Here is a 5,210-nt window from a genome sequence, read left to right as displayed (position 1 = left end):
TCCCTGGACCCAGGAAAACTGCGAACGCCAGGTCATGCGCGGCAACGACTGGGGCGAAGCGCCAGTGTTTTCGCGCTCCGGCAACCGCAACAGCAGCTGGCCGACCAGCAAGGGCGACTGGCTCGGCTTCCGGGTCGTGCGCGACCTCTGAGCCTGCCCACCACGACCGCAGCCCGTCTGCGGTCGTTTAAAGAAACTGCATGACCATTCGTTTTCCTTAAGTACCGGCACTCCCTCCGCACCGAAGCAGGAATCCTCCATGACCAAGCCTACGCGTGGGGCGATCAACGAATTGTTCGCCCTGCTCAAGCCCTTCCGCCTGATCGTCTCTGCGTCCATCGTGCTCGGCATGATCGGCGGCCTGAGCGTCACCGTGCTGCTGGCCACCATCAACAATGCCCTGCACTCCGATGACGGCCTGACCCGTACCGTGGTGATGATCTTCGCCGGGCTCTGTGCACTGGCGCTGCTGACGACGATTCTGTCGGACATCGGCACCAACTACGTCGGCCAGCACATCATCGCCAAATTGCGCAAAGAACTGGGGGAAAAGGTCCTGTCGGCGCCGATCGACCAGATCGAGCGCTATCGCAGCCACCGGCTGATCCCGGTGCTGACCCATGACGTCGACACCATCAGCGACTTCGCCTTCGCCTTTGCGCCACTGGCGATCTCCATGACCGTCACCCTCGGCTGCCTCGGTTACCTGGCGATGCTGTCGTGGCCGATGTTCCTGATGATGCTGGTGGCGATTGCGATCGGCACCACGATTCAAGCGATTGCCCGGGCCAGGGGTATGCGCGGTTTCTACGCCGCACGCGACTGCGAAGATGAACTGCAAAAGCACTACAACGCGATTGCCGAAGGCGCCAAGGAACTGCGCATTCACCGTCCGCGTCGCCAACGCATGTTCGTCGCCGGCATTCAGAAAACTGCCGAGAAGATCTGCGACACCCAGATCAAATCCATCAACACGTTCGTCATCGCCAAATCCTTCGGTTCCATGTTGTTCTTCGTGGTCATCGGCATGGCGCTGGCCCTGCAATCCTTCTGGCCCAGCGGCGACAAAGCGGTGATGAGCGGGTTCGTGCTGGTGCTGCTGTACATGAAGGGGCCGCTGGAGCATCTGGTCAGCACCTTGCCGATCATCAGCCGCGCGCAGATCGCCTTCCGCCGGATCGCCGAGCTGAGCGAGCAATTCTCCTCGCCCGAACCGCACCTGTTGCTGGAAGACCAGGGCCAGAAGCCCGGGGCCGTCAACAGTCTGGAACTGAACAATGTGCGCTACGCCTTCCCGCCGGTGGCTGGCAGCGAGCCGTTCCGTCTGGGGCCAGTCAACCTGCGCATCGAACAAGGCGAGATCGTGTTTATCGTCGGCGAAAACGGTTGCGGCAAAACCACGCTGATCAAATTGCTGCTCGGCCTGTACGCCCCGACCGAAGGCGAAATCCGCGTCAACGATCAGCCGATCACCGCGCTCAACCGCGATGACTACCGGCAGAACTTCACGACGATCTTTGCCGACTACTACCTGTTCGATGATCTGATTCAAGGCGACCGCCAGGTCCCACAGGACGCCACCCGCTACCTCGAACGTCTGGAGATTGCGCACAAGGTCAGCGTGCGCGACGGCGCCTTCAGCACCACCGATTTGTCCACCGGCCAGCGCAAGCGCCTGGCGCTGGTCAACGCCTGGCTCGAAGAGCGTCCGGTGCTGGTGTTCGATGAATGGGCGGCGGATCAGGACCCGACCTTCCGGCGGATTTTCTACACCGAGTTGCTGCCCGACCTTAAGCGTCTGGGCAAAACCATCATCGTGATTTCCCACGATGACCGTTACTTCGACGTCGCCGACCAACTGGTGCGCATGGAGGCCGGCAAGGTCAAAAGCGAACTGCAGACTGCTTGAAACACGGGGCCGCAGCCAGGCCGGAAAAATAGTTTTCCGGTTTGCCGCGGCTTCCTCGTCTTAATGAGATGAATAAGAACCATTAACAACTATACCTGCCAAGGTCTTAACCTCATGTCCGCATCCCGTTTCATGCTTCGCCCTCTGACTCGAGCCCTGCTGATGCAGGGCGCCACACGTTCCCGCCTGGCCGGCACCGGCCTGGGTCTGGCCCTGTCCGTCGCTGTCACGCCATATGTGCAGGCGCAGGAATGGACCCTGAACATTCCGGCCCAGCCACTGGCGCAGGCGCTGCAGACGCTTGGTCAACAGACCAGTCTGCAAATCGTCTACAGCCCGGAAAGCCTGCAAGGCCTGCGCTCCAGTGCGCTCAACGGGCGCTATCAGGGCGATGATTCGCTGAACGCGATGCTCAAGGGCACCGGCATTCGCTATCAGCGTGACGGCAACACCGTGACGGTGCTCGGCCCGGCCACCGGCGACACGATGGAACTGGCTCCGACCAACGTCAACGCGCAAAGCATGGGCGCCACCACCGAAGGCAGCAACTCCTACACCACCGGTGGCGTGACCATTGGCAAAGGCGTGCACTCGCTGAAAGACACACCGCAGTCGGTCACGGTCATGACGCGCAAAATGCTTGATGACCAGAACCTCAACACCATCGAACAGGTGATGGAAAAGACCCCGGGCATCACCGTGTACGACTCGCCCATGGGCGGCAAGTATTTCTACTCGCGCGGCTTTCGCATGACCGGTCAATACCAGTACGACGGCGTGCCACTGGACATCGGCAGCAGCTACGTACAGGCCGACAGCTTCAACAGCGACATGGCCATCTATGACCGCGTGGAAGTGCTACGCGGCGCCGCCGGCATGATGAAAGGCGCTGGCGGCACCGCCGGTGGCGTCAACTTCGTGCGCAAGCGCGGCGGCGATACTGCCCACACGCAACTGTCGCTGTCGGCAGGCACCTGGGACAACTACCGTGGCCAGGTCGATACCGGCGGCCCGCTGAACGACGCCGGCACCATCCGTGGCCGTGCCGTGGTCACCGAGCAGACCCGTCAGTACTTCTACGACGTGGCCAGCCGCAAGGACCAGATCTACTACGGCGCCCTCGACTTCGACCTCAGCCCCGACACCACGCTGGGCGTGGGTTTCGCCTGGGAAGACGTTGACGCCACGCCATGCTGGGGCGGTCTGCCGCGTTATGCCGACGGCTCCGACCTGCACCTCAAGCGCTCCACCTGCCTGAACACCGCGTGGAACAACCAGCGCAGCAAGCGCGCCACCTACTTCGCCGACCTGAAACACCAGTTCAACGACGACTGGTCGCTGAAGGTCGCGGGCGTCTATTCGCGCAACACCCAGGACATGGAATACGCCTTCCCGAGTGGCGCAGTGCCGGTCGGTGCCACCGCTTCGAACACACTGATGCTGGGCAGCATCTACGACTACGATCAACGCGACTACGGCTTCGATGCCTACGTTGACGGTAAATTCGACGCCTTCGGCCAGCAACACGAATTGACCGTCGGCGCCAACGCGAGCCGGTCGCACAAGGATGACTTCTACGCCGTCGCCGCCCTGCCCCAACGGCAGAACGTGCTCGACCCGAATCATCACATCCCGCAACCGGACGAAAGCTATTACCTGGCCAACGCCTCCCGTGGCGGCCCGGTGGACATGCACATCAAGCAATACGGCGCTTACTCCATCGCCCGCCTGAAACTGGCCGATCCGCTGACCCTCGTCCTGGGCAGCCGTGTCAGCTGGTACAAGTCCGACACCGACTCGGTGCAGTACTTCCGTGGCGAAGGCACCCAGGTCGACACCAAGTCCACCGAAACCGGGCAAGTCACGCCGTTCGCCGGTGTGCTGTTCGACCTCAACGAAAACCTGACCGCCTACGCCAGCTACACCGACATCTTCACCCCGCAAGGCGCGTACAAGACCATTGATGGCAGCACGCTCAAGCCATTGGTCGGGCAGAGCTACGAGTTGGGGATCAAGGGTGAGTGGTTCGACGGTCGTCTGAACAGCTCCTTCAACCTGTTCCGCACCATCCAGAAAGATGCCGCCCAGGATGACCCGCGCTGCGAAGACAGTTCGTGCTCGATCAACTCCGGCAAGGTTCGCGCCCAGGGCTTCGAAGCTGAAGTCAGCGGTGAGGTGATTGATCGTCTGCAATTGTTGGCTGGCTATACCTATACCCAGACCAAAGTGCTGGAAGATGCCGACGCCACGCAGGATGGCGTGGTCTACAACTCCTACGTGCCGCGTCACTTGTTGCGCGTCTGGGGTGACTACAGCCTGAGCGGGCCGCTGGATCGTGTGACGATCGGTGCCGGGGTTAATGCCCAGACGGGCAACTACCGCACTTCGCCGATTGGCGGCGACAACATTGACGGTGCCGGTTATGCGGTGTGGAACGGTCGCATTGGCTACCGAATCGATGACACATGGTCGGTGGCGTTGAACGGGAATAACCTGTTTGACAAGCGTTACTACTCGACCATTGGTACCGAAGGGTTCGGTAACTTCTATGGTGATCCGCGTAACTTCGTGATGTCGGTCAAGGCTGATTTCTGATTGGGAGTGATGTGAGAGAGCCCCGCTTTGGCGGGGCTTTTTTTCGCCTGTTGGTCTTGGTGGCCTTCGGGCCGACCATGCTCTTTGGGTTTTGGGGGCATATCCGTTGCTGCGGGTGGTGCCGCTGGCGGTTTCGCTCTTACAGCGAGTCACCTTTTCCAAACGCCGAAAAGGTAACCCAAAAGGCTTTGCCCCGGCGTACGGCACTTCGCTGAGGCTCAGTGTTCCCTCGCTACGGTGTCCATCCGGGGGCATCGCCTACGGTTTGCTTCGCTGCACCTCCTCTCGATGTATGCGGCTACGCCGCACGGCGCTGCGCGCCTAACCCCCGGATGAACACCTCCGCTCGGCCTGCCGAAGGGGCAAAAGATCAAAAGCCGAAGCCAAAGCCAAAGCAAGATTACAAGCCAGATCAAGAGCCCCTCACCCTAGCCCTCTCCCAGAGGGAGAGGGGACTGGCGGTGGTGTTTGGAAGAGTTACGCCGACGTGCGATACCGCGGTGAACTCAGGCTTTGAAAAGCCCACAGATCGGCTCCCTCTCCCTCGGGAGAGGGCTGGGCGGGCGGCGTTCCGATGAGGGGCAGCCCCATCACAAAACCAAAGCCGAACACCCGCTCCTCACCACTCAATAGGCCGAGTGTCAGCTCGCCTGCTCTTGATCTTGATCTGTAAGGCGACATCGGAAGGCTGAGTGGAGGGATTGAT

At 61.1% G+C, this 5,210-nt stretch carries 3 protein-coding genes; all 3 read left to right on the top strand.

From position 1 onward, the window contains the following. A partial coding sequence (locus DBR24_RS04705; RefSeq protein ID WP_146188957.1) for an SUMF1/EgtB/PvdO family nonheme iron enzyme occupies window positions 1-151 on the top strand: 151 nt, incomplete at its 5' end. 108 nt (window positions 152-259) lie between these two features. Next, window positions 260-1,909 (top strand): cyclic peptide export ABC transporter, encoded by a 1,650-nt coding sequence (locus DBR24_RS04700; protein ID WP_123463510.1) that lies wholly within the window; start codon window positions 260-262, stop codon window positions 1,907-1,909. Window positions 1,910-2,023: 114 nt separating this feature from the next. After that, the gene (locus DBR24_RS04695) at window positions 2,024-4,504 is read left to right on the top strand and encodes a TonB-dependent receptor (protein WP_177490432.1); all 2,481 of its coding nucleotides are present in this window, start codon (window positions 2,024-2,026) and stop codon (window positions 4,502-4,504) included. The last annotated feature ends 706 nt before the right edge of the window (window positions 4,505-5,210 follow it).

The sequence above is a fragment of the Pseudomonas sp. HMWF006 genome, from assembly GCF_003061205.1.
Lineage (GTDB): Bacteria > Pseudomonadota > Gammaproteobacteria > Pseudomonadales > Pseudomonadaceae > Aquipseudomonas > Aquipseudomonas monsensis.
The sequence above is the reverse complement of the archived record's forward strand: the minus strand, read 5'-3'. Positions and strand labels throughout refer to the sequence as shown.

What these genes read in the sequence shown, in the direction of transcription:
- DBR24_RS04695 (WP_177490432.1), top strand. Translation starts at nt 2,024, where the DNA reads ATGTCCGCATCCCGTTTCATGCTTCGCCCTCTGACTCGAGCCCTGCTG.
- DBR24_RS04700 (WP_123463510.1), top strand. Translation starts at nt 260, where the DNA reads ATGACCAAGCCTACGCGTGGGGCGATCAACGAATTGTTCGCCCTGCTC.